Origin of the sequence: Endozoicomonas gorgoniicola, assembly GCF_025562715.2 — a bacterium.
GTDB classification, from domain to species: Bacteria; Pseudomonadota; Gammaproteobacteria; order Pseudomonadales; family Endozoicomonadaceae; genus Endozoicomonas_A; species Endozoicomonas_A gorgoniicola.
Map to the genome: position 1 here is coordinate 2,047,497 of NZ_JAPFCC010000001.1, position 24,113 is coordinate 2,071,609.

Annotated in this window: 23 protein-coding genes; 15 read left to right on the forward strand and 8 right to left on the reverse strand. The window is 49.7% G+C overall.

Annotation, left to right across the window (positions count from 1 at the left end; genetic code table 11):
- Window positions 1-2: 2 nt before the first annotated feature.
- The 3 genes from NX722_RS09290 (at window position 3) to traN (ending at window position 6,459) form a co-directional block, all read left to right on the forward strand.
- Window positions 3-1,910 carry a TrbC family F-type conjugative pilus assembly protein gene (locus tag NX722_RS09290; RefSeq protein WP_262567741.1) on the forward strand — a complete coding sequence of 636 codons (1,908 nt, stop codon included), beginning with the start codon at window positions 3-5 and terminating at the stop codon, window positions 1,908-1,910.
- Window positions 1,911-1,988: 78 nt separating this feature from the next.
- Window positions 1,989-3,626: an IS1634 family transposase gene (locus tag NX722_RS09295; RefSeq protein WP_262564376.1), complete on the forward strand. Its 1,638-nt coding sequence runs from the start codon at window positions 1,989-1,991 to the stop codon at window positions 3,624-3,626.
- 19 nt (window positions 3,627-3,645) lie between these two features.
- Entirely contained in the window at window positions 3,646-6,459 is a 2,814-nt protein-coding gene (traN, locus tag NX722_RS09300) for a conjugal transfer protein TraN (protein WP_262567742.1), read from the forward strand.
- 18 nt (window positions 6,460-6,477) lie between these two features.
- On the opposite strand, the gene NX722_RS09305 is transcribed toward traN, so the two are convergent.
- On the reverse strand, window positions 6,478-6,780 hold the full coding sequence (locus tag NX722_RS09305; RefSeq protein ID WP_262567743.1) for a type II toxin-antitoxin system RelE/ParE family toxin: 303 nt from the start codon (window positions 6,778-6,780) through the stop codon (window positions 6,478-6,480).
- A gap of 4 nt (window positions 6,781-6,784) precedes the next feature.
- Window positions 6,785-7,030, reverse strand: coding sequence for a type II toxin-antitoxin system ParD family antitoxin (locus tag NX722_RS09310; RefSeq protein WP_262567744.1), 246 nt, complete (start codon window positions 7,028-7,030; stop codon window positions 6,785-6,787).
- Between the two features lie 63 nt (window positions 7,031-7,093).
- On the opposite strand from NX722_RS09310, the gene traL reads away from it, so the two are divergent.
- The 12 genes from traL (at window position 7,094) to NX722_RS09370 (ending at window position 16,765) form a co-directional block, all read left to right on the forward strand.
- Window positions 7,094-7,375 (forward strand): type IV conjugative transfer system protein TraL, encoded by a 282-nt coding sequence (gene traL / locus NX722_RS09315; RefSeq protein WP_262567745.1) that lies wholly within the window; start codon window positions 7,094-7,096, stop codon window positions 7,373-7,375.
- Window positions 7,372-7,926 carry a type IV conjugative transfer system protein TraE gene (locus NX722_RS09320; protein WP_262567746.1) on the forward strand — a complete coding sequence of 185 codons (555 nt, stop codon included), beginning with the start codon at window positions 7,372-7,374 and terminating at the stop codon, window positions 7,924-7,926. Before traL ends, NX722_RS09320 begins: the two co-directional genes overlap by 4 nt.
- A 33-nt stretch (window positions 7,927-7,959) precedes the next feature.
- The gene (locus tag NX722_RS09325; RefSeq protein ID WP_262567747.1) at window positions 7,960-8,730 is read left to right on the forward strand and encodes a type-F conjugative transfer system secretin TraK; all 771 of its coding nucleotides are present in this window, start codon (window positions 7,960-7,962) and stop codon (window positions 8,728-8,730) included.
- Between the two features lie 13 nt (window positions 8,731-8,743).
- Entirely contained in the window at window positions 8,744-9,922 is a 1,179-nt protein-coding gene (locus tag NX722_RS09330; protein ID WP_262567748.1) for a TraB/VirB10 family protein, read from the forward strand.
- A gap of 14 nt (window positions 9,923-9,936) precedes the next feature.
- Entirely contained in the window at window positions 9,937-10,344 is a 408-nt protein-coding gene (locus NX722_RS09335) for a TraV family lipoprotein (protein ID WP_262567749.1), read from the forward strand.
- 23 nt (window positions 10,345-10,367) lie between these two features.
- Window positions 10,368-10,715, forward strand: coding sequence for a TraA family conjugative transfer protein (gene traA / locus NX722_RS09340; protein ID WP_262567750.1), 348 nt, complete (start codon window positions 10,368-10,370; stop codon window positions 10,713-10,715).
- A gap of 42 nt (window positions 10,716-10,757) precedes the next feature.
- Window positions 10,758-12,005: a TraI domain-containing protein gene (locus tag NX722_RS09345; protein WP_262567751.1), complete on the forward strand. Its 1,248-nt coding sequence runs from the start codon at window positions 10,758-10,760 to the stop codon at window positions 12,003-12,005.
- The gene (gene traD, locus NX722_RS09350) at window positions 11,999-13,858 is read left to right on the forward strand and encodes a conjugative transfer system coupling protein TraD (RefSeq protein WP_262567752.1); all 1,860 of its coding nucleotides are present in this window, start codon (window positions 11,999-12,001) and stop codon (window positions 13,856-13,858) included. Before NX722_RS09345 ends, traD begins: the two co-directional genes overlap by 7 nt.
- A 26-nt stretch (window positions 13,859-13,884) precedes the next feature.
- Window positions 13,885-14,505, forward strand: a complete 621-nt coding sequence (locus NX722_RS09355; protein ID WP_262567753.1) for a DUF4400 domain-containing protein — start codon at window positions 13,885-13,887, stop codon at window positions 14,503-14,505.
- The gene (traF, locus tag NX722_RS09360; protein WP_262567754.1) at window positions 14,506-15,339 is read left to right on the forward strand and encodes a conjugal transfer protein TraF; all 834 of its coding nucleotides are present in this window, start codon (window positions 14,506-14,508) and stop codon (window positions 15,337-15,339) included.
- 65 nt (window positions 15,340-15,404) lie between these two features.
- A complete protein-coding gene (locus tag NX722_RS09365; RefSeq protein WP_262567755.1) occupies window positions 15,405-15,599 on the forward strand; it encodes a hypothetical protein in 195 nt (64 codons plus the stop codon).
- The gene (locus NX722_RS09370) at window positions 15,569-16,765 is read left to right on the forward strand and encodes a tyrosine-type recombinase/integrase (RefSeq protein WP_262567756.1); all 1,197 of its coding nucleotides are present in this window, start codon (window positions 15,569-15,571) and stop codon (window positions 16,763-16,765) included. The genes NX722_RS09365 and NX722_RS09370 overlap by 31 nt, the downstream gene beginning before the upstream one ends.
- A 440-nt stretch (window positions 16,766-17,205) precedes the next feature.
- Here NX722_RS09370 and NX722_RS09375 read toward each other — a convergent pair whose 3' ends face one another.
- From NX722_RS09375 to NX722_RS09400, 6 genes are all read right to left on the reverse strand, one after another.
- Window positions 17,206-17,904 carry a hypothetical protein gene (locus NX722_RS09375; protein ID WP_262567757.1) on the reverse strand — a complete coding sequence of 233 codons (699 nt, stop codon included), beginning with the start codon at window positions 17,902-17,904 and terminating at the stop codon, window positions 17,206-17,208.
- 200 nt (window positions 17,905-18,104) lie between these two features.
- A complete protein-coding gene (locus tag NX722_RS09380; RefSeq protein ID WP_262567758.1) occupies window positions 18,105-19,871 on the reverse strand; it encodes a hypothetical protein in 1,767 nt (588 codons plus the stop codon).
- Between the two features lie 117 nt (window positions 19,872-19,988).
- Window positions 19,989-20,981, reverse strand: a complete 993-nt coding sequence (locus tag NX722_RS09385; RefSeq protein ID WP_262567759.1) for a DUF3150 domain-containing protein — start codon at window positions 20,979-20,981, stop codon at window positions 19,989-19,991.
- The gene (locus tag NX722_RS09390; protein WP_262567760.1) at window positions 20,978-21,979 is read right to left on the reverse strand and encodes a CbbQ/NirQ/NorQ/GpvN family protein; all 1,002 of its coding nucleotides are present in this window, start codon (window positions 21,977-21,979) and stop codon (window positions 20,978-20,980) included. The genes NX722_RS09385 and NX722_RS09390 overlap by 4 nt, the downstream gene beginning before the upstream one ends.
- Before the next feature lie 96 nt (window positions 21,980-22,075).
- The gene (locus NX722_RS09395) at window positions 22,076-23,110 is read right to left on the reverse strand and encodes a YqaJ viral recombinase family nuclease (RefSeq protein WP_262567761.1); all 1,035 of its coding nucleotides are present in this window, start codon (window positions 23,108-23,110) and stop codon (window positions 22,076-22,078) included.
- A 10-nt stretch (window positions 23,111-23,120) separates the two neighbouring features.
- Window positions 23,121-24,101, reverse strand: a complete 981-nt coding sequence (locus NX722_RS09400) for a RecT family recombinase (RefSeq protein ID WP_262567762.1) — start codon at window positions 24,099-24,101, stop codon at window positions 23,121-23,123.
- Window positions 24,102-24,113: the final 12 nt, after the last annotated feature.

Sequence of the window (24,113 nt, forward strand, 5' to 3'; positions counted from 1 at the left end):
TCATGCCTCTCTTTTTCTGCCTGGTAATCATCGGGTTTTGCAGCTGTACTCTATCCGTTCAGGGCAGCGTTCATATCAAATTATTTGTCTCAGCGAGCATGAAACAACCATTGCTGAATGAGTTGCTGAGCCATTCTGAAAGCGAAGTGTTGGTGGTCAGGGGTATCGACTCACGGCAGCAAAGTTTGGCGGTTGCTTTCCAGCAGTGGCATCAGCTGTTGAAAGCCAATAATTCTTCCGCTTCGGTAGAGATTGATCCGGTCGCCTTCAGGCAAGATCAGGTTGATCAAGTTCCTGCCATGTCACTGATAGTCAATGGTAAAACAGAACTCACAGCATTTGGAGTCACATCGGTTAACTGGATGGTGCGCCAATACCATGCTGGCAAGCGAGGCAATATCGGCACTTATGGAATGACTTATCCAATCAGTGAACCGGATTTATTGGAGGTATTGCTACAGCGGTTACAACAGCAAGATTGGCAGACCATCAACGCACAGGCTCAACGACGGTTACAGAGTAAAGTCTTCTCTTTTGGAGTGACATTGCCAACCAGTCGGCAGGTGGCCAGTAGAGTGTTGAAACTGTCCGGTAGCTGGCGCATCCCAATGGTTGTTCTGGATATCAATGACCGTCAGCAACAGCAAGCCGTGGCGTCTTGGCTGCAACAATATCCCGATGCTCTGATCCTGATTTCAAATGGCTCATTGCAGCAGCTTAAACGGCTGCCTGCGATCTGGCACAAACACCCGATGTATGTTGCAACTCCGGAATTAATTCGGCGCTTCCAGTTAAGTTCTTTGCCTGTTTTACTGGCACCTGAAAACCATAATAACTGGCGAGTCACTACCGCAGCCGTTTCGGCGTTCTCGGTGCTGGATAGCTTGTCATGGATTAGAGCCTTGATTTCCAAAGCCTCACAGCCAGCCTATGCGCTTGGCACGACTGACAACCCATCTAAAGCCCTTTGCCAGAACGCGCCAGTTCTCTCTGAAAAGCTCATCACTTCCGTTCCCTGGAAAGAGCTGTTTCCCATCCGAATCGGGTTGGCAAAGCTGGGCTCAGGTAAAGAGCCGAATCACAGAGCCAAAACCAGCACAGGGCTGTGTCTGTGCGAAGACAGTGCAGGCATGTTTCATCCAGGCGTAACTACCGGATTCTGGCGGCCTCAACGACTAATAGAACTTGCCCGCAGTCCGGGCTGCCTGATGGCTCTGGGCGGTCACAAATTGCCTATTGTTGATCAGCGTCGTTGGGGAACTCTGGGTTCAGCCAACATTCCCAAAGGGCTGACTTATATGCACGCCCATGTATACAGCCTGCCATTGATTGAGATGTTGAATATGTTTACGGGCATTGGTGGCTGCACCAGCGATCTGGTGGATTTTGACCTGATGAACCTGTCTGAAGTCGATCCATCATGGAATCACCCTGAGCTGGCTGCCCTGCTCTCTCCGGATATGGCGGCTTATGCCAACCCTGCAGCGATGAATGCCTGTACTGCCGACGGTCTGGCTGCTTTGAATTCACAACCAATGGACAATCTGCACTGGTGCGCCGGAAGCTGGGGTAATATCTATCCTCTGTCAGGTTTCACCAGTACTTATGGCCACTTTGCCGACAACACCAGCCTGCTGGCAACAAGAGCTTTAGCCAAGATTCACCGCATCGGACTTGCCCGAAAAACCGTTGGCGAGGATGCACAGTGCCACAGTCGTATTACCCCCTGGCTACCCAAAAGCCAGTACAAGATGAGCATGTTCTGGCCGGAACCGGAAAAGCAGAAAGCCCACTGGATCGGTACCTCTGCAGCAACTTGGGGAATGCACCGGCATCCGTTGGGTAAAGACGACGCCATGTATTTGGTCTGGCAGTACCGGGACTGTTGTCAAACGGCTGTGAGCCAGTGAAACCGTCATTCAGCACTTAATCTGAGAATTTCCTAAAACCATCTAAAATGTAAAAAATTTTCAGACTGAGCATATGCCATGCAACCTCATCAATTTCACATTCAACGCATCGACCATACGGGGTTGGTGGCCGGTATGTGCAAAGAGCTCGGGATCGCTAACCTCTTGGATTCTCTGGTTCCCAACCAATCTGAAACCAGAAAGATTTCCTTCGGAGAAACCGTTGTCTCAATGCTGCTTAACGGACTGGGCTTCACTGCTCGCACACTCCACATGTTCCCTGAGTTTCACGCCGACAAACCACTGGATAAACTTATTCGGCCGGGTATAGAGCCGGAACATATCAACGAAAGTGTACTCGGCAGAGCCTTGGATCAAATTTTTGAACTGGGTGTAAGTGAGGTCTATTTATCACTGGCTGTCAAGGCCGTTAATGTCTTGAAACTGCCGTGTAATGCTCTGAATCTTGATTCAACCAGCTTTCATGTGGACGGTCGTTATAACAGTGAGTCTGAAGTCGATGAAGAAGATCTGAACTGCATTAAAATCTGTCGTGGATACAGCAGAGATCACCGACCTGAATTAAATCAGGCGATACTGCTCCTAATGACTGAAAATCAGGCGGGTATTCCCGTATTCATGGCCGCATCCAGTGGCAATATAAACGACAACACTAATTTTAAAAAAGTCATCAGCAAGCATTTGAAATGCTACAAAGAGGCGCTGAATAATCGTTACCTGATCGGCGATGCTGCACTTTATACAACAGACAATGTACAGATATTGCATCAGCAAAAGCAACAGTTCATCACCCGGGTTCCGGCTAAAATAAAATCCGCAAGAGAGCTTGTGGACAGTGTCGCTTCTTGTGCGATGACACCGGTTGAAGATGCCGAAGGTTATGAGAGCTGCGAAGTACTGTCCGACTATGCGGATGTATCTCAACGGTGGGTTCTGATTCGCAGTGAACAGGCTCGGAAAAGCGAACAGAAAACACTGCTCAAAAAACTGTTGAAAAAGTCAGAAAAAGAAGCGGAAGCACTGACCAGCAAGCTGGCGAAGAAACCGTTCAAGTGTGAAACGGACGCATTGCGTGCGTTCAATGAGTGGCAATCAAAAAGCAATTATTGTCAGGCAGAACCTGTAATTACGACAAAACCATGCTATACCAAAGTGGGACGTCCGGAGAAAGACAGCAAACCAGATAGCGTGGAGTATTATGTCAGCGGTCATCCTTGGGTATCCGTTGACTGTCGTAAAGTAGCAGAGGCTTCCCTGGGGTGCTTTGTGTTGGCAACAAATGATCTGGACAGGAGCCGGCTAAGTTCAGCAGAAGTGTTGAGCACTTATAAATCACAGCAGTCGGTGGAGCGTGGATTTCGGTTTCTTAAAAGCCCTGAATTTCTGGTCTCCTCGCTGTTTTTAAAGAAGCCGGAACGTATAGAAGCGTTGCTTATGGTGATGACGCTTTGCCTGTTAGTCTACGCAGCGATACAGCATCGAATCAGGCATGAATTAAAGCGTCAGAGTAGGTTCTTTCCGGATATGAAGCGAAAGCCCTATCAGAATCCGACTGCACGCTGGGTATTTTTTTGCTTTCAGGGAATTAATGTTTTATTGGTCGATGGTCATGAAAAACATGTCGTTGGCTTGCAGGAGAGGCAATTAACCATCATTTCAATTCTTGGTCGACCGTACCAAGAGATTTATTCCTGATATAGGTGCTGAATGACGGGTGAAATACTGTCAACCCAACAAAACGTATTGCCTTATTCTCTTTTGCACAAGCACTGCCTTTGCAGAAGAAGCCGCCAAAACCTTTGAGCAGCACACCCGTTCCCAGTGGCTAAACGACATCAATCATAAGACTGAAGCCATTACCCGCAATCCAGAACCGATTATTGGTTCTGACTCCACTCTCATCATGGAAAAGCCTGAAGACCATCAACACCGGCAACAGCTGGAACGCTTTTATCACCATGAAGATTTTGATGGCTTGCAAACCTTTGGCGAATACAGGGCAACCCAGTTGGAAACCGAACAGTCACCGGAAGGCGAAGCCTGGCGTCTGCTGAATCAATCGCCTGATCGCTATTACCCCGACGCCAATGAACACCGGATTCTCGGAGCTATGGAACTGGGCGTAAATGCACTGCAACATCCCAACACGTGGTCAAAACAAAAACACTGGCCTACCGATGCTCAGGGCAATCCGGTTTATGACTCTAATGCAGAGATGAGTGCCACCATTGCCCGGCTGCGCCAGCACTTTAAAGGCTGTGATTACCAGAAAACGCTGGTGCTGAAACCGGATCGGCAAGTGCATAGCCCCGATATCAGGGAATGCACACGGGCATTGGTCACAGACGACAGCGTAACGCTTAGCCGTAAAATCAGAATCAGCCCATTCCTTGAATACGTCTCAAGTTCGGGATTGGCAGGTATGAACAGCTGTGAAAGCAGTTCTGTCAATGAAGGCTGCATTCAGATTCGATTAGGTAAAGACCGGGGCGCAGATAACTACTATCGCTGCGGCTGCTGTATCAAAGAAGAAACATTCACTGTCACATTGCCAAGACCGGAAGCCCTTACCCGTGCCGTCATTCAGGAAGCCCGCTGGGATGACCGGATGCAAATCTGGATTAACGATCATAAGGTATGGCAGAGCAATGGTGACTTTCCACCGGAGAGCGGCGGTGGTTGTGAGCTGGACTCCAACTTTTATCTCAATAGCCCTGTGGTTCTTGATACAGCTCTGGTGACAAACGCAAATCGCCAGCTGACCTTCAAGATCAGAACATCCGTCGGGGGTGATGGTGAGGGCTATGCGCTGGTCAAAATGTATTTTGATACCAGCCAGCTGGTTGAAGATGACCGATGGACACCCGCTTCAGCACTGGCACAGCTACAGAAAATGCGACAGTGGCAACTGGATGGACTGTGTAACCTGTCTTACCAGTGTCTTGAATCCATAAGCGATGCTGAACACACCCTTCATGGCAAAGTGATTCCCTTGAGAGCCACTTTGTCGCCTCAATTACCATCTGACTGTAAAATCGTCAGAGCTGAAGCTGATTGCTTCTACTACAAAACCGCAGCATCACATTACCCGCCGGATCACTGCACTCAATACGCCAATGATCCCAACTGTGAGTTTGTGGACAGTCGTTGTCTGGGTGAAAAGAATACCATCTGCTATACCCGACAAGACCGATACGACTGTGGTTACACAGAGAACCTGAACCGCATAGGCATCAAGGAAAGCATTCAATGTGAAGGCCAGCCCATGCAGTGCATGTCAGGCGAGTGTCAGGCCGATATCACCGAAGCCGATAACAGCGACTTTGCCAGTGCAGTGAGCGGTCTTCATGCAGCAAAACACATGGCGCATGACATGCAGTGCAGTCAGGACGGCACTGGTTGCCGAATATTCAGTGGCAAAGCCTGTACCTGCAAACAGGGCATTTTCAATATGGTGGATTGCTGCAATCTTCCAACGAATGTGAATTTCGCCAGCTATATAAACCTGTTGCTGATGGGCTATCTGTTTGACAAGTCAGCGATTCACCTGCAATCCAACTACCCAAACCAGTTGACCGGACATTACCAGAAAATGCGGGAGCCGCTGATGCAGGGCATTAACAAACTCAGCCAGCCCGCTAAAAATCTCTGGTCGCAGATGGGAAAGACTTGGGACAAGCTCTCAGAAAAACTCTGGCCAACACCCGCCGAAGTCCATACACAGACGGCAACCTCCAAGCCTATTGCTGGTGAACTATCACAGGAAGCTCAGAAAAGTATGCTTGGCAACATGCAGCAACAGCTCATGCGAAAGATGGCCGAAGTCGTCCAAAAAGTGCTGGGAGAAGACGCTACCAACCTGTTGTTCCGAACCGTGGGTGACAATTTGGCTTCACAAAGCGGGCAACTAAGTCAGCAAGCATTGATGCTGAATCCAGCCATCACCTCGGCGATCAGTGCCGTTACCATGCTCTACACCGCCTACACCATGACCAAACTGATCATCCAGATCACCAACAAATGTGGAGACGAAGAGTTTGAGCTGGCAGCAAAGCGGGAAATGAAAACCTGCCACAGGGTCGGTAGCTACAAAAAATCCAAACTACTGGGAATAAGCAGCATGAAGTACAACAGCTACTGCTGCTTCAACTCACCACTATCACGCATTCTGCAGGTACAGATCAGACAACAGTTACACATGGGCTGGGGTTCGGCCAGGCATCCGGATTGTTCTGGTATCACTCCTGAGGTTTTGCAAATAGTAGACTGGAACCAAATTGATCTGAGCGAATGGCTGGCACTACTGAAGCTGCAAAACAAATTGCCAGAACTGAATGCAGATACCCTGAAGCAGCTTAACCTTGAAACCCTGACCGGCAAAGGCTCACGGCTAGATTTTGATGAACAGCGGGAGGATAGCCGGAAACGGCTGGAGGCGAGATATGAGGGTATCAGCCCAGCGCAACTGGACCAATATCAAGGCGGAAAGACCGAACACCTCCGTAGTCAGATCAGAGAAAAACAATGATCTCGTACGAATAGGCGATCAATAGGATTTTGACTGGCAATCCATTGACTGGTGAAGCACGCGGGCAATGACAATGCCGGTTTCAGATTCTCGGAAAAACACAACGTGTGCATTAACAGGGTAAGACCGGAGACCAGACCTTACCTCATCACGCTTTCGTGCCATGCCCGGCGTATCGGCAAGTGCCTGAAACGTCTCAAACAACGCTCGAATGTACGAATCGGCCTGAGCCTCACCAAACTCCTGAAGGGTATAGTCAAATATCCCTTCCATATCCTGCTCTGCCAACGGCCTGAACAGGTACTGCTTTTGTCTGGTCATAGGTTTACCGATGTTTTTTCATCCGGGAAAGAAATTGTTCTACTTCAAGATCCACAGGAGCACCGCTACTGTCGCCCTCATCAATCATGTTTCTCAGTTGCTCCAGACTTGAAGAAGCTTTTTGTTCCCGCAAATTTCTGAGTGCTTCACGCACAACTTCACTCACTGAAGAATATGCACCGGAGTCAACCAGCTTCTGAGCGTAGCTCTGAAGCTCATCTCCAAGGCTAATAGTTTGAGTTCGAGCCATCAAAAACACCTCATGTAAGAATATGTCTTACACAGTATAGACCGTCCTTTTGGATAAAACATCATGGAAATCCCCCGCACCATCAATGACCCTATTCAATTTTTGTTCTGGTCTCTGGATGAAATCTACCCCGTTGCCGTTGGGCTGATCTGGGGCATCTGGTTTGACCGCCTGTTGCTCGGTATGTTTCTCGGTATGATGGCGATTCGACTTTATCGACGCTTTCGTGACCGTAACCCCGATGGACACCTGAGCCACCGGATGTACTGGCTGGGCTTCTATTTTTCCGGCACGAAGACACTGCCAAACCCCTATGTCCGGGTATTTTACCCCTGCCGAAAATGACCGTTTCTGAATACCTGCGTCGCTTCAAACAGTGGCGGCAGCAACTCTGCGTGGACCGACTGATAGTGTTGATGCTGGCGCTGAGTAATTCGTTGCTGTTAATGCACTGCTTAAACAGTAAACCCACTGTTGAGCTATCGCTGCCATTCATGGATGCTCAGGTGGGTATCCAGTCAGGCAAAGCATCACAAGCCTATTATGAATGGTGGGGGCTGGCACTGGCCGAACTGCTGGGCAACCTGAATACTCAAAACCTGTCGTTTGTGGAGTCCCGTCTGCAAAGTCTTTTCTCACCCAACCTGTATCAGCAGGTACAAACCACACTGAACCAGCAGTTCCAGCAGTTGCGAGATGATAAAGTCAGCATGAGCTTTGAGCCGTTAAGTCTTGATTTTAATGAACAATCACAGACGGTTACTGTGGCAGGCAACAGTGTTTTGTCATCCGGAAACCAACGTCTTTCAGGACGAAAAACGTATAGCTTTCGCTTTGACATGATTCTCTATCGCCCCGTATTAACTGCTTTGCAGATCGAGTCAGACCTGAAGTAATCCCTTTACTCAAAATCATTACGAGCATTTCTTATGAACAAAGTCATCGCTGTTGTAGCCGGTTTCTATTGCTCATGGATTATGGCCGGAAGTTCGCCGGTTAAATTGCAGGTATCTCCGGGACAGCAGCAACCCGTTACCCTCAGTCGCCTGCATTTAAACCGGATAGTGACGCCTTTTGCGGCTCCGCAGATACGCACGATTGACCAGGCTGATATCCGGATTGAAGGTTCTGTGATTTATTTGTCGTCTCAACAGGAAGAACCTTTTGTCGTTTACATCACGCCCCACGATAGCGAAGCCCATGCTTTGTCTTTGCTGGTGACACCGCTGGATGTTCCACCGAAAGAAATCCAGCTCTCCCTGCCTAAACAGTGGCAGCAAAAGCTGAACCGGAACCGGGAGACAGCCAAACGCTTTGAGGAAGCCGGGAATTACCAACAAACCATCACTGAAGTGCTGTCTACTCTGGTTAAAGGACAAATTCCCGAAGGCTATGAGTTAACGAAATTCAACAAAGCGAATTATCAGCCCTGCCAGCAAGACGGTTTAAGGTTTGATTTTTCCAAAGGCCAGCAAGTTCAGGGGCATCATTTCAATGTGCTGATTGGCACGGCAAAAAACCACACAGAAAAACCAGTTACCTTCCATGAGCGAAACTGTCAGGGCAGCAATACTTCAGCCGTTGCCATGTGGCCTAAAAACACCCTGTATCCGGGGCAACGACGAGAGTTGTTTATCCTTTCCAGTACCGCAGAACCGGAATCTGCGCCACTCATACGTCCGTCACTGATGAACTACTGATGTTATCAGTACCATGAACGACCTTAGCCAATATATAACACCAAGGTTCAAACGCTATAGCATTGTGTTTGGGAGTGCGCTGGTGCTCGTTATCCTGATCTTTGCCACCAGTAAACGCCATGAAAAACCAGACAATAAGGCACCCGAAAAAGAACCAAAGACGGTGGATTTTACCGGCGTGCCTCCCAAAGAGTTAACGCTGAACCGGATCAGTGCTGACCTTGAGCGAATGCATCAGCAACAACAGGCTCTCCATACACAGCACCAAAAGGATATGGACTCTTTAAAGGAAAGAGTACAGCAGGAAATCCAGCGACTGAGCCAATCAGAACCTGTTCAGCACCCTGCCTCTGCCGCAGAAAGTCATGAGCTTTCAACCATGCCGGATGTATTGCAATGGAATCAATACAGCCCGCCGCCACCCAACGGTTACAACGAACCGGAGAACTATCAACCGCCCCCTCAGCCTCCCAGACCAATTCGAATGCTGGGAGCCACAAGACCAGCAGCATCCGAGCCGAATATTCAATCAGGAGACCAGCCAGGATTACTCCGGTTGATGGCGGGCAGCATTTTATCAGGCCAGCTGATTACCGGACTGGATGTTCCCACCGGGCAAGGCGCACGGCGTGAACCTTATCCCGTTCTTATTCGCATCAAAGCCTCGGCTATTTTGCCGAATCGCTATCGAACCAATGTCAGGGAGTGCTTTGTACTGGCTTCAGGCTACGGCGACCTGAGTTCTGAACGGGCTTACCTTCGCAGTGAAACCCTGTCGTGCATTTTCAGGCATAAAGATAAAGAGCAGGTCATTGAGCGACCATTGGAAGGTTATTTAGCGGGAGAAGATGGCAAGGCTGGACTGCGTGGCAGACTGGTCAGCAAGCAGGGACAGGTCATGGCAAAAGCGGCAATGGCGGGATTTCTCAGTGGGGTTAGTGAAGCCTTCGATATCAAACCTGTTCCCGTATTTTCAGTGGTACCTAACCAGAATGGACAAATCCAGTCACCTTTCCAGTCCGGTTTAAGGGGTAGCGAAGCCCTGCAAAGTTCACTGATTAAAGGCAGCAACAAGGCACTGGAAAAACTGGCGGATTTTTACCTGAAACTGGCTGACCAGATGGTGCCGGTGATTGAGATCAGTGCCGAGCGAAAGGTAGACCTGATTCTTACCCGTGGTCTGAAGAACTGACCAAGGACTTTTCTATGAGATTGTTTTATTTCAAGCCATTGTTACTGACTATCTTATCTACCTCGCTCATTCAGGGTTGTTCCACTCTGGGTTTGGGAGAAAGTGACTATGCCTGTAGCAATCCGGGCAAAGGTGTCTGTAAGTCAGCAAGACAGATTTACAAAGACACCGATCATTCTGTGCTGGAGGAAATGACAGCAACCTCTATGCCCTCCTTTACAAGCCATGTTTCACCTGATCTTTCCATCGTTACCCCTGAGGCAGCTCCCAGTCGCTTACCGGCTCAGGTATTGAGAATCTGGTTGGCTCCATGGGTCGACAAACAGGGCAACTGGCACAGTGGCGGTGTTGTCATGACAGATATTTATCCAAGGGAATGGCAGTCAGCGGTTCCTGTGTATTCCCCTTCTGATAACGAATAATTGGTTTTAAAAGGAGACAGTGTATGTGCAGTTCTCTCTTTCCCTACCACAACAAAAAACAAATTCTACAGATCAAGCGAGTCCTAAAAACCGTTTTGCAATCCTGTGGTTTTGCCTTGATTGTATTTTCACCCTTGCTCTGGGCAGAGGGTATGGCCATCACTGGCGGTAATGACTTTGCGGATATCTATGGTCGGTTAGTGGGCTGGATCAAAGGCGACCTCGGGCGTACGTTGTCCATCGCATTTGTCCTGATCGGACTGGCCTATGGTATGGCTCGCCAGTCATTGATTGGCTTTGCCACAGGCGTTGGCGCTGCCGTGGGTTTGCAGGTGACGCCCACCGTTATTAATTCCATTTTTGGCTTATGACGCCTCTTTTCTCTTCTTCCATATCTCGTCAGGACAGCCGCTATGACTTCCCTTCAGGCTTTAAGCCTTATCCATCGCTGGTTTCACCATGATTCCTCTCAATCCAAATCTGTTGGTTCACCAGAAAAACCGCCGCTACAGGTCACTGAACAACAGGGTTGCTCAGGGTATCAAACCGGAACCGGAGCCATACTGCATCAACAGCAAAAGTTGCTGGATCAGCTTAATGAGCAGCTGAACCTGCCCGATGAGTTGCAGCGCCTGTTCAACCAGACCCTGGATAACCTTGTGAGCTGGATGCATCTGCTTCCGGCGCACCCGCAACATCATTGTGAACCGGCCGGAGCCATTCGCCATGCTCTGGAAACGGCATTCTGGTCAGTGGTGGCAACAGAGCAAATTCATTTTGACCATGAACTATACCCTGATCAGCGCAGGGTGAGGCAACCGTTATGGCGACTAATAGCAGGCGTTGCCGGATTATTGTATGACAGTGGTCGAGTGGTCAGCAGTATCACCGTTCATGATTCCGGAGTCGGGCACTGGCCATCCCTGCAAGCCGGTCTGGAACAGTGGCTACAAAAGTACCGCATTACGGGTTATCAGCCCCACTGGGTACAATCCGATAACCGTCCTGATAAACCTTTGTCCTCTGAATACACCTGCATCAACCTACTGTTACTGGACAAACTGACCAGCAATGAGCTGGGTTATGTCCTGAAACCGGATCACGACAAAGGGTCTTTATGGCAGACTTTTATCGGTTGCTTAACCGGACAAAACAGTCCCCAGTCAGCGGCGCAGATGGTCAGCGCCATTGAGTTAGCCCGTCTGAAAAGTGTGAAACTGCATTTTATCGGTGGTGCCGCATTGGCGGCATTAAACTCGCCGGAACCCGATATTCTAAAACAGGATACTGAAGAAAATGTTGACTCAACAGAGTCTGCTGAGCCACAAAACCCAACTGTTCAAAGCAATGGGTTAGCCCTGAACGGTCTGCAACAAGTCATGAAGCAACTGAAACCGGAAAACACACGCTGGAAAAAAGACAGCCTGGTTTTGCGCTGGCCGGATGACTGTCAGCTCTCAGATCAAGAAGATCAGAGCCCCTTTCCCACGGCAACAGAGTTGCTGAATCAATGGAGTGAACAAGGCTGGCTAAGACAAGTTGGTGACGAAAAAACCTTTCTACGAAATGGGCAGCGTTACGTGTTCCTTCAACCGGACATTTCTCTGCTTTGCCGACAGTGGCTGAATACCCAACCAGAAACGGAATCGTCGCCATGTTAAGTGATCAGCCTTACCTGCAAAGCTGGCGTCCGGTCTATGAACTGTCGTCGGCTGTTTTGTGGTTCACCAGCATGAATACGGCGTTGTGCCTGTCGTTTTTCAGTCCTCTGCCATTATCAGGCTTTCTGGCAACAGCTTCGGTTTGTGCCGGTATGACCGTTTTGCGGTTAGGACAGGCACTCCCTCGCTGGCAGCAACATCGGCGGTTAAAAGGTCAGTCATTGTCGTTTCTGGCATTAAACCCGCAACAATGCCTGAAGCTGCAACAGGATAACGAGCAGAAAGGGCTCTGGCTCGGCTGGGGTTTTGAGTGGCAGCGTGAACACGGACAAAAAGCCTGGGACCTGATGAAAAGTGACAACATGCCCGCCAAGCTGCAAAACTCTATGGGCGCACACTGGATTCACGGCATGGCGGATCATGAGCAGCCCCTGTTTCAACCACTGGAGCAGGTTCAGATGCACACCATGGTCATTGGCGTTCCGGGCAGCGGCAAGACCCGGCTGTTTGACCTGCTGGTGACACAAGCGGTCTTGCGTGGGGAACCTGTCATCATTATTGACCCCAAGGGAGACCATGATCTTGCCAGCCATACCCAGAGAAGCTGTGAATTGTCAGGACAAAGACAACGCTTTATGAAATTTCATCCGGGGTTTCCAGCGGAGTCCGTGAGAATCAACCTGCTTCAGCATTTTAACCGTTCCAGTGAACTCGCCAGCCGCATTGCCGGACTCATGCCGTCCAGTGGCAATAATGCACCGTTTCAGGCATTTGCCCAGAAAGCAGTAGACGCTGTGGTTCAGGGCTACCTGCTATGTGGTCAGCGTCCGACGCTGGTGTTGATCCGGCAGGGACTGGAATCAGGTGTCACCAAACTACTGATTCGGGCATTAACGATGGTTTGCACTCAGCATCAAGCTCAGGCAGAGAAAGCCGTGGCTCAACAAGCAAAACAACCTCAGCCAAAGAATCAGCGACAGCCGTCTTCCAAGTCAGAACAACTGGCAAAAGCCTGGATCAATTATTACCGTGATGAAATCATGCCTGAGCATCCCTGTACGGATGTAGAAGGGCTGATCTCCCTGTTTGAGCATGACCGGGCGCACTACAGCAAAATGATTGCCACACTATTACCTATTCTGGGTATGCTGACCGGCGGCGCACTGGCTGACCTGTTATCCCCCGATCCCACCAATATCAACGACCACCGCCCCTGCACCCAGACTACGGCACTGGTTGAGCAGCAAAAAGTGATGTATTTCGGGCTGGATTCCCTGAGTGACCCGATGGTGGGTAAATCCATTGGGCAGCTGTTACTGGCTGATCTGGCTGCGGTGGCCGGAGACCGTTATAACTATTCAATGCAAGAGGGAGAAAAACAGGCTAAACCGATCAACCTGTTTGTAGATGAAGCGGCAGAAGTCCTTTGCCCACAACTGTTGTCTTTGCTGAATAAAGGCCGTGGCGCAAAATTCCGCTGTTATGTGGCCACGCAGACACTGGCCGACTTTGAAGCCCAGTTAGGCTCTGAAGCTGCCGCCCAGCAATTTATCGATAACTGCAACCACCTGATCTGTTTGCGAACCCAGAACCCTGAAACCCAGAAGTTTATTACCGATAAACTGCCGCCTGTTCGCTACCGCTACTTTATTCGCAACCAGGGCGTCAGCACCGATGCCAACCGCCCGATGGAATTCACCGGCAACCTGAGCGAACAACAACTGGAAGAAACCGGCGACCTCTTTCCACCTCAGCTACTGGGTGAACTGCCCAACCTCGAATACATTGCCCGGTTGGGCGGTGGTCGTTTACTGAAAGCCCGGATTCCAATTCTTACTGAACCGCAGCACTGACTTCCACACAAAACAATTTCTTTGCCATGAATAAACAACAAAAAACCACCAGTCCTTTAATGATCTGGTTTTACGGCCTTGTGCTGATTCTGCTCTGGCTGGCGGTGTCTGGTCAAACCATGACTCAGCATCTTCACCGTGAACAGAAAGGCTACTCAACCACGCTGGGAAAAGAAACCGGCGAATGGATTGTCCGTTATGGCTCACAACTGTATCGCTCAATGATTATCGAATCCGGCTTTCAGGGGTTTCTGATGAAACACACCACTCCGGATGGTCAGATGGGTAATGGCTTTGTCAGAGTGATCCTTTTTTTCAAAGGGGTAGCTAAAAACCTGCTGATTTTGACGCTGCAACTGTTTGAACGGCTGGTGCTGCTATTGGTGTGCTTACCCTTCTGGGGGCTGATTTTGCTGGCGGCAGTAGCGGATGGTTGTTTAATCCGAAAAATTCGCTACCACGATTTTCATTACACCAGCCCACTGCAAAACGTCTGGAGCCGACGGTTATGCCAGTGGATACCGGGGCTGTTCCTGTATCTGGTTATTGTGCCGCTGCCGTTTCCTGCGTGGCTAATTCCCACAATGGCTCTGCTGACTTCAGTCTGTGTCGGATGGTGGACTGCTAACTGGCAGAAAAAAGTATAAATGCGCGCCCTTCATTTATTACTCCTGTTTTCAACTACGTTGGTTGATGCTGGTGCCGATGAGCGATGGTTTGACCGACACTCTGAAGGCTGGTTTTGGTATGAGCCACTTGATGATGAGTCCACCGGTGAAGATAGTCCTCAACCAATGAAAATAACACCCCAACAATCACTTTCAGCTGCGTGGATTCGACAGAACATCGGTCAGTATCTGGACAGAGCCATTGACGAGCCGAGCAAAGAAAATGTCAGTAATTACCTCTACCTGGACCGGATGGTAAAAGAGAAAGGTGAGCAATTTGCCCGAGTAGGTAAACAGGTGATCGAAAGTGACCCCATGCTGGATGAAAACGTCCGTCGTCCCATATCGCCAGCAGCGGCAAAAATCAAAGACGATATGGCACATCAGGCGAAAGAGGAAATACTGAGGAAGGTCGCCAAAATAGCCGGACTGGTTTTTTACTATCGGGGCAACTGTAAGCTGTGCCACCTGCAAGTCCAGTCGGTTCAGTTGATGAAAGAACATTATGGTTTTGAGCTGATTTCATTTTCGACAGATGGAATCCTGATACCTCAACTGCCAGATAGCAGGATTGAGCAATCCCCTCATCCGGCACTGAATATAAAAGCGTATCCAGCTCTCTATCTTATGCAACCACCGGATAACATTGTGCCTTTACGTCAGGGAGGAGTGTCTTTCACCGAGTTAGGTAATCGAATTATCAGTGTATCAGCGCAGCAGCGATGGATTAGTCAGCAAGAGTTTAACCAGACAAAAATCAACATTGAGACATGGGACAACATCCAGGTATCACCACAATCTCTGGGTTTATGAATAAACAGGCTCTCTGACAAATGTCAGATGGGTAGTATCAAGCTCTATGTATAAACGGTGCCATCATGAGTCAAAAATGGGTTCGATTGAAAAAATACTGTGAAGAATCTGGGGAACCAGACAGAACAGTCATGAAGAAACTGGAAGGCGGCTACTACAGGTTGGGTATCCACCTGAAGAAAGATCCTGCTGTCAATTGTTGGTGGGTTAATACAGAGGCGGTGGACGAATGGCTGGACAAAGCAATTACCCGGGGGTAGAAGTCCGGGGTAAATCTCTTCGCATCAATTTCCAGTGGCGCGGTAAAACCCGAAAAGTTCTGGTGCCTGGTATTCCTGTGAATGCTAAAGGAATCCGGCAAGCTGCGGCCCTTCGTGAAATTATCAAGTCTGAGATAGAAACCGGACAGTTTGACTGGTCTCGACACTTCCCCAACCATCGCCTTGCTGAGACGGAAACGGCTCACCCAGCGGATTATACAGTCGCAGACCTTCTGATGGACTGGTTTAAAGACCAGAAAGGTATCCTTTCTCCTAACTATGAGCACAACAGCCAATGGAAAATAGATAGAGTCCTTATTCCTGCATTTGGACACCTGCCTTTAGGTGTTCTGAACTCGGGTCATATCAGGAATTGGGCAAAAAAACTGTCGGTCAGCCGAAATACGGTGAAAAATTATCTCGCCCCCTTAAGGGCAGCGATCAGGGAGGCTCTAGATGATAAGAAGCTCTCAGAGAACCCGCTGGACGACCTGCGTTTACCCAAAGAAAAACGATCTGTCACCAAACGAGTTGAACAGAATCGGGAAAAAATAGACCCTTTCAGCATGGAGGAATACTCACGAATTCTTTCAGGATGCCACTGGCCTGTTGAACGAAACATGTTCCAGTTTGCTTTCTGGACAGGGGTTCGCCCCGGCGAGCTGATTGCTCTGGAATGGCAACATATTGATCTGAAGGATAAAACCGCAGCTATCCGGCAGGCGATGAGCCGTGACGTGGTATCTGATATCAAAACCAGAGCCAAAGGTCGCAGAACTATTTTACTGCTGCCTCTATCACTGGAAGCTTTAAAAAAACAGGCTGAACACACACGAATGACAGATCATGGTCGTGTTTTTATCACCCGGAGAAATGAACCATTCGTCAACTATAATCAGGCTTACTGGTCTTTCCGCTGGGCATGTGAACGAGCCGGAGTCATTAACCGGGGGATTGGGCAAACCCGCCATACATTTGCCAGCTGGATGCTCATGGCCGGTGAAGATGAAATGTGGGTCTCCAAAATGTTGGGGCATACAACAGTAGAGATGGTCAGAAAGCACTACCGTAAATTTATCAAGGATGGTTCACCGACAGGCTACACTCCTAGAACTAACTGGGAAAGTAGTGATGGTATTTCGCTTGAGGGAGATAAACCCCAGTAACAGCTGGTCAGAAAAAGTGTCCTCATTTCTCCCCAAATCCTCCCCATTTGGGAAATTTAAAAAAGCTATTCCTTAATTACCAAAGGCTGGAGAGTCAGTCTATATACCACTCCTAATGGTCTTAGCCCGTCACTTCTTCCCCCAGAATGGCGGGTTTCTTTTTGCCCGGACAAAAGGCAGGAAGCCAGTAATAGCAAGGCCTGACACAGTTTCATTGATTCATCCCTTCAGTCAGCTTTTCATTTTCAACCTCATTTGGGTGCGTAAAAGTGTGTGTATTTGCTCATAAAAACGTGCCAAAAACGTGCCAAGGTGATTCAGCCTGAATCGCCTATCAGATTTCTTCCGATCCCTTGTGAGAGAACGTTGGTCTGACAGGTACACAGGGCAAGTACCAAGAAGTTTTACGGCCTGTTGAATCATCGAATGAATCAACATTTTCATGACAGTTTTGCTTTTTTTAAAGCTCTGTATATCGACGGCTGACTGGTCTCCAGAACTCGGGCAATCTCCCGTTGTGACATGCCCTGTAAAGAAAGTTGGTGGGCTCTGGCAGCCAGAGAATCACCTTCTGTTATCTCAACTTCTTCTACCTCCTGAGCAGAAAAGACATTTGGGTAAGGCTCTTCTGAAGCAGATAATTGATGCACATTGCATCGCATCACCTGCTCATAAGCCCCCTGAACTTTGTTGGCTCTATGGGGCTGAGGCATAGGCCCCCACTGAAAGATAATTTTCAGCAGTGATGCTTCGATATCCAGTTCTCCCAGGCTGACACCCTGCTCTACCCGTTGCTCAAAAAATTTGCTCAGATCATTCCCGTCAATCAGCATCGGGTATTCATTACCCAACACATGGCAGATATTGTTTTTCGCAGCTTCCAGGGCTGCAAAAAAGTCATTCACCCGCCAGCACTGGCTTCCTTCTGACCGGAGTACATCAACCCCGACCTGCACCTGAGGGTGATCAGAACCTAATTTTGTCACCAGCTCCTTTTGCAGCTTCATACGCTGCATCTGGGACTCTGTTTTTGCTTTCCAGTTAGCAGCTTCTTCAGCAGTCACAAAATAACCGACCTTTTGCCGTTGGCGGCCATTAATCCAGACCGTGGCCCGGCTTTTGATCTTTGTTGATGACATAGTTCACCTCCTATACGAAACGAATATAAAGAGGTACCGGATTGTGTTTATGATGGGTTGTGGCATGGTTCACTCAAAACTAGCGACACTGTATTTATATACAGCATGCTGCAATCTGGCAAATTTCCAACATAAACAACTCTGATTTCAACCAAAAAATGCCACTCACTGCAAAAATGCAATGAGTGACACTTTTAAGTTCATAGGATTAGCCAGTCACGGGTTAAAGTAAATAATGAAGACTTTAACTGGCTTAACTGATCAATCATCAGGCTCTTCGGAAACAGGTTTTTCACCAAAGGAACATTGATTCCCAACCCCACCACATCTATCCCTGACTGCTGACAACGACTCACCAGATCGACTACCGCATCGTGATGCTCACAGTCAGGCGCTCCATCCGTAATCATCAGAATTAGGCGACGTTCCGCCTTTGCCTGACAGATTTGGTGAACCGCATGCCACAATCCGGTGGCCATGGGTGTTGAGTCGTGGCTGTCCAGAGCCACCAGTGTTTGAGCTACCTTTTGAGTAGGCTCTTGACCTGTGACGATAGGAAAGACTCTATCTTCTCTGGTACCCGGATAAGCCGATGCTGAAACAGTGACTCCGTTTATCTGCTTCAGTGCATAGACCAGCGCCAGAACCGCTTCCCTTGCCAGCGGCATCCTTACTGCCATGGAAGAAGAAATATCCAGCGAGATATGAACGGTGGCATTGATAGTGATGGATTCTGCCCGTCGTTTGAAAAGACGACCATCATCTAACGCTATTCTGTGCAACCGTTTGCCATCTATCCGGGTACCTCTCTTGCCTGTGCGATCTCTGGTGAGCGTTTTGGCCTGAACCAGTCCGGTTAGCTGTGCGGCTAAACGGGTGGATTCTGACTGCACTTTCCAGAGCAAGTCTTTGGCGGCCTGCCTGTCCTCATCTGTCGTCACCACCGCATCCAGTCCTGGTGTTGTGGTGATGGCTGACAGGCCTGAAGACTGCTCGCAACTCCATGACTCCAGCTCTCCGGCGACCGTTTCAAACAGGTCATCCGGCCAGTCCTGATCGGTAGATTCCAGAATTTGTTTCAAGCTCTCTTTTTGGAGCAACAGGTCTTCAGCCTTGTCTGAAGCATCGCCATTGTCTGAAACGTCCTGGTTACTACTTCCACACGAATGTTCAGGATTATCATCTTCTCTTTCCTCAGAATCGGATTCCTGCTCACCACCTGACACAGAATCTGTTTTACCCTCCTGATCCTGTGCTTCTGGTTCTTGAGAACCTCTCTCCTGTTCTTCTGACGAATTCTCCGGTTTATCAGAACCTTCCTCACCAGAATCTTTGCTGTCAGAATTTTCATTGCTGAGATTCTGAAACAAAGCGATGATCTGGTCAGCCAACGTCAGAGCTTCCCTTGTGCTGTTCAAATCGGGAACCTGCTTTAACAGTCCATTCAGTGAGTCCAGTAACTGTTTGGGAAAACAGGCTTTCATCACTTCACGGGCTTTTATTGCTTCCTGCTTCAGAGCCTTCTGATCCAGCACTTCAAACCGCAAGATAGACAGCAAAGCGTCGTTCAGCACCTTCACAGGCGGGTCACTCTTGTCCGGCGCACTTAATCGACCTTCAGTCACCAACTGGTGAACGACACCCGCAAGAGAAAAAGCAGCACCGGGGTATTCCCGGCTGATGGCTTTTTCAATGCGAATGTCTTCTAAAAGGTTGGTCAGTCTGCGCCGAAGGGCTGAACCTTCATAGTCTAAAAAGAAGTTCGTGTAACGGACATGAGCCGCTTCATGACTCAAGTAACCCCATGCCAGCTTTTCCTGCTCTGGCCGTTGCGGGTCAAAGGCGGGTAGCCAGATACTTTCACCATCGGTGCAAGCCCTGCGACCAGCGACTTCAACCCGAACGCCCATTTTCCTGCCCAATGCACTGCCAACGATGGGTAGTGCTTTCTGTAAAACAGGAGCCATATCCAAATACCTCTCTATCTATATAAAAGAAAAAAGGGACATAGCACCTGCCCAGGCGGGCACTATGTCCCGCCAGGGCTTTTTATCGTAAAAGACAGCGTCCTTTAAAAAGACGCTTTAGAAGTAGAAAGTGGCTGTGGTGTTTGTTTCCTCTGGCACCACGACCGGTTCCTCAATAACAGGCTCTTTCTGAGACCCTGTGTCGTTGACCTCTGGCAATTGATCCACCTCCAATGGTTCCTGCATCTTTACAGGTTCCCTTCTGGGATAATCAATAGCCGTCAGCCCTTCTGCACAACGTTCCATTTGTTCCACAGAGCACAACAGCAACACTCGCTCCATCAGCTGAGTCAGCACCTCACCTTCCAGCGCACCGCTATTGGGTAACTGCGCTAACCCGGCATCCAGCCGCTGCACTATGGGAGCAATACCGGGATCAACAAAAGCCAGTCCGTGTAGTTTATCCCTGAGCCGTAGAATCGGGTTCAGGGCTTTACGGGTGACTTTTTCTTTCCCTCGGAAGGTCTGCTCAAACAAGGTCTGAGCATCCCGACTGATTTCCTCCCGCAATGCGCTGCCCAGCTGATTGACCTGTTGGTTCAGGTTATCGGGCTGAGGCGATGCCACCACTTTGTAAGTCGTGTAACCAAACTGGAAACGCTGACCTACGTGCTGAACATCCGGCACGGCATTCCTGATCGCTTCGGCAAAATCAGGATGGGCATTCACCCATTCCTGAATATGCTGGTCGTAGCGAGTCAGAAAGGTCTGCTTTTCCTGATTGAAGTCCTGCTGCACCTGATCCAGTTTCAGGCTTAAACCTGAAATGGAGTGATCCGGCACCGCATAGCCTCCCAGAAACCGCACTCCTTCTCTGGCACAAAGCCGACACGCCTGATCCCTCAGGCGATGGAACGGCTTCAGCACTTCCCGCTTGCACAGTTTCTTGCTGCCCAGCGACACCACTTCATCAGACGGCAGTTGCCCGCCTTTGCCCAGAACCAAATCCTCTGGTTTCAGACGACGAGCGCCTGACCAGATGGAACAGTCCAAAGCAATTACGGACATTTGATCGAGTATTTGCGTCACTGTGGTATGAGTTGTACTCATGATTCATGACCTCCTTCCCACAGTTCCCCAAACACGTCACTGGCTATCCGGTGAATCGCCTGCCGTTCTGCCAGTTCCACTCTGGCGGTCAGGGCTTGCTCCAGAGCGTATTCAAACACCCTCGGCGCACCCTGAAACCTCAGCGATAGCCTTGCCCAGCGCACCAGCCCACGAGTGGACAATGTAACACTGAGCTGTGACTCCCCTTCCCCTCTTCCATTAGCGTCACCAGTGAACAGACGACGAACCTCGTTGGCGAGCTTCACCATCTTTTCCCTGACGATGGTTGGAAGGTCTGGCACCACCTGGTCCAGAATCATTATCTCAGTGAACTCATCGGGATAGTCCACTTCGATACAACGGAAGCGGTCTAACCAGGCCAGTGACTGTCGCAGAACACCCTGATACAAGCCACTGCCGTCACCTGCTCCGGCACTGTTACCTGTGGCAACAAACCGAAACCTTGGATGCACCGGAATAATCTCTCCGCCGTTCTGCGCCAATACGAGAGGCGCACCGTCCAGCAGATCGTACAATCCGGCCAGCTCTGCGGGATCGGCCACATCCATTTCATCCATGATAAGGATATGACCTTCCTTAACCGCAGTACTCAATGCCCCGTACTGAAAAGGCGTTGCACCCTTATCAAGAACCTTCTGACCCAGAAGGTCGTCCAGTTCCATTCTTCCGTGAACGGGTACCATCTGTGTAGGCCAGTGCAACCTTGCAGCCGCCTGAACCACCAGACTGGTTTTGCCGCAACCTGTCGGCCCCGTCAGGTACAAGCCATCACCTTCAGGGTTATCGAGAAACGCCAGCAACTTACGCAGCCGGTCTCTGTCAAACACATAAGGCTGAACAGTCGGTACTGCCGGATGCCCACACTCCTGAAAACCTTCGAGCAGGATGAGTTGATTCGTATCCAGGTCAAAGGTTTCATTCAGTTCATAAAAAGCAGGCTGTAAAGCCGCTGGCATAGACTGAACTTCAGTTTCCATCGTTAATTTCCTGCCACTTCGTAAAATAAAAAAAGGGCAGGAACCCTCCCCGGATGGAGAAGGTCACTGCCCCACCCGGGTTAAGTAAATGTTGAATCAGAAATAGAAGCTCTGGTGACTCACGGTTGGGTTACGGTCCAACAGCTCGTTGCCTGCTCCATTTAGTCCTGATTCACTGTCGTTCATTCCTTTGTCCAGCAGGGTCACCCTCACCTGCTCCCTGCCCTTACGGCGGAAAGCATCAAGATCAGGTAACGCCAGCTGGTGTTGCTGACACAAGGCCTCCAAAGCCTTTTGGTAGTCCACGGAACCGGCGCAATCACTGCGGCAGATTCGCAAATCATCCGACTCAGCCACCCGAAAAGCGCCCATCAACTTCTGCAACTCATGTTGCATCAGCTTCTGCTGAGACTTTCCGTGGTTCAGTTCTTCCTTTAGCTCATCCAGATGTAACTGACGACGGCGATAAACCGTTGCGAGCTTGTGCCATTGCGCCTGTTCTGACAGACCTTGCGGCACAAATACATCCAGATTCGGGTCTTTGTCCGGCTCATCCCCTTTTTCCACCCGCTGCCAGAACGCTTCTGCTTCCTGCTGCAACGGTTGGATGAGGCTCTCATCCCTGTTGATACAGACCGGCAGAATCGGCATGCCTTTGTGGTAAAAGCAGAGCCAGGCTCTGGGCGCATCCGCAACCAGCATCTGAAACTGCACCTGCACCAATGCACGTCGATAGCCTTCCGCCTGATCCTTCAACGTCTTCACTTCCTCATAAACCTTCTGGCACGGTGCTTTCAGCTCTACCGGAATACCATCTTTGGTCATTCCGTCAAAGCTGGCGCGTAGCCTTGGGTTCTGCTCCCACTCACCGCAAATCGGCAAAAGAGGTGCATCACCCAAAGCCTGTTCCATCCGATTCCGGGCATCGTCTTCATCCTCAATGCCTCGCTGGACATGGGGGTTAGACGACAAATCCGGCTCCTCCAGGAGCCCGGACTTCTCTGCCCAAAGCTGCCAACGTGATTTATAAGGTGATTGCCCCAAGATCACAGCAGCATCACTGGCGGTAATACCTCCACGACGCCAGTCCAGCCACACCTGCGACCGCTGCTCAAGATTGACCGTTTTCATAAGGTCAGCCTCACGCAACAGAAGCCGGTGGTACTGAAGCCGCCTGTGCTTCGTCCAACCGAAACAGGCAGTAATTCAGGGCATTGCCATCGTCCTTAAACCGCTCCTGGGCAAAACCCTGGGCGGCGGTAAAAGCGCCTGTCCCTTTAGCCCGATCCACAATCTGGTCGATAAACGACAAAACTTGTGGTTCCAGATCGCTGGGTTCGGGTACTTCATCAGAAATTACATCCTTTTCTGGCAGTAACTCTCCTGACATTTCAGCCAACGCCTCATCAAAAACATCCGGTTCAGACGACACAGGCTGTGGTTTATCCCTTTCCTGAACACTGTCTAGCTCAACGGGATTTGATTCGGCTTCACGCAGGTCTGGTACCGGTTCACCCAGCTGGGTTTCCAGTAGCCGTTCCGCTTCATCCGGTTCAAATAAACCACTGAGTCCATAAGCAATCCTGATTGCCTGAATTTGCGACTTGTGCCGAAGCATGCGCTTTGGGCAAGTCTGCCAGGGGCCAGGAAACTTCTTGCCATTCTTTATCACAGCAGGCCGGTACAGCTCATCCAGATACTCACGCACCCGAATCGCATGTTCCCGATCTTTGCGATGCACAATACATTCCATCCACGGGTGACAGGCTTTCATATCTTCATCGAAGGTAATCAACTCATCGGGATAACTGAACTCCATACCATCGCTTTGAGGGTAGGAATTCATAATGGATGTCCAGCCATCAATGGAAATCACAGGCAGCACTCCGCCTTTTCTGTCGGATAGCGCCCATATCTGACGAATGAAGGGATTCAGCCCATAGGTGTCTGCCACAGACAGCAAAGACATCAGTTGCTCCCGGGAAGGAAGCGCACCGTTTTGCTGCCTGAAAGCAGTCTGCGCCAAGGTATTCAATAACTCATCTTCACCAAAGCCATAACGCTCCGCAAAACGAGCCACCAGATCATTAGTACTATCATGCATACTATTAGCGGTAACCATAGAAGTTCTCCT